This is a genomic window from Acidovorax sp. GW460-11-11-14-LB4 (genome assembly GCF_059423685.1).
In genome coordinates, this window is record NZ_JBWKYJ010000143.1 from 1 (window position 1) to 1,608 (window position 1,608).

The following is a 1,608-nucleotide window of genomic DNA, read 5'->3' on the forward strand; positions in this document are numbered from 1 at the left end:
GGGGGTGCGGATAAAAACTTGGACTGGTTTTATGCCGCAAGTCCAAGACTCACCCGGTATTCGATCGGGCTGAGGGCCCCCAGGGAGATCTTGATCCGCTTCTCGTTGTACCAACGGATGTAGTCGTCGACCACCCCAATGAACTGTTCGATCGTGACGCTCTTCCAGTCCCGAGGATAGAACAGCTCATTCTTCAGCCTACCGAAGAAGCCCTCGCACGCCGCGTTGTCAGGCGAGCAGGCTTTGCGGGACATCGAACGAGTAAGGTTGGCCTCGCTCATTCTCGATAGCCAGCCCGGCCAGCGGTAGTGTCCTCCGCGGTCGGAGTGGACCACAGGTCGATCGTTGGTCTCTGCCACCGTCTCGATAGCAGCATCCAGCATCGTGTTGACCAGCTCAGCATCCGGGCTCGTGCCAATGGTCCAGCTGACCACCATCCCGTCGAAGCAATCGATGATCGGTGACAGGTAGACCTTGCCTGCAGGGATCTGGAACTCTGTGATGTCGGTCAGCCATTTCTCGTTGGGCGCCGCAGCCTGGAAGTCACGGTTGATGATGTTCTCTGGTGCCGGGCTGATTTCGCCAAGGTAAGAGGCATACCGCCGCCGCTTGGGCTTTGCAACGACCAAGCTCTCTTGCTTCATCAGCCGCTGCACTACCTTCTCGGAGATCGGGCATTGCTCTCTGGCCAGTGAGGCGTGCAGCCTGCGGTAGCCGTAGCAGCGGTGATTGGACTCAAAGATCTCGGTGATGGATTGGCGCACCTTCACGTACTTGTCTCCGATTGCCGCGCGGGCCCGATGGTAGAAGTACGAGCTGCGCGCAAGACCCAACTGTGCAAGGAGCTCTGGCAGGCCATAGTGCTCCCTGAGGGCGTCAATCAGCAGTGTCTTCTCCCGGTTGGACAGGAGTTGCAGATCGACGCCCAGGCCTTTTTTTAGCAGTTCATTGGCCTTGTTCAAGAGGTCCTGCTCAAGGCGCAGTTGCCTGACTTCGTGGCGCAGTATTTCAACCTGGCGCTCGAGCTCTTCGCGCTCTTGCGCCTGCGGTGATCGATCGGTGTGTTTCATTGATGCGGGTGCCTCACGCCCCAGAAGCTGGTTCTTCCAGTTGTACAACGTTGGTCGGCACACGCCGAGCCTGTCGGCAACAGCCTGTGCACTTTCCTGCCGGGTGCAAAGCTCCATCACTCCCGCTTGCTTCAAGCTCTCAGGATATCTTCGCTGGCCCACACTGCCGACAAGGGCCATCCTGGCTTCAGGGAATGCCTCGCGGACCCACTTGGTTAGCGTTCCACGCCCTGGATAGCCCAGCGCCCTCATGGTGGCAGCGATGCATCGATCATGTGTGAGGTAGTGCTCGATGGCCGCTGCCTTCTGGCCCTGCGAGAACTTCGGCTCCCGACGGGCATATCCCAGCGGCAGGTCGAGCCGCTGCTGATACTCGCGGTACCACCCCTTCAATGCATTCTTGGTTGGGTAACCCAGCTGACGGATGGTCGGGCTGGTGCGTTTGCCGAGCTTGATGTACAGCTCAACGGCTCGGATTCGGTCTTCGTAGGAATACATGAACTACCTTCTAGTAGTCCAAGTTTTCGTCCGCACCCCC

At 58.8% G+C, this 1,608-nt stretch carries 1 protein-coding gene; it reads right to left on the bottom strand.

From position 1 onward, the window contains the following. Nucleotides 1-29: 29 nt before the first annotated feature. Nucleotides 30-1,568: an IS3 family transposase gene (locus AC07X4_RS23920; RefSeq protein WP_056743875.1), complete on the bottom strand. Its 1,539-nt coding sequence runs from the start codon at nt 1,566-1,568 to the stop codon at nt 30-32. Nucleotides 1,569-1,608 lie beyond the last annotated feature (40 nt).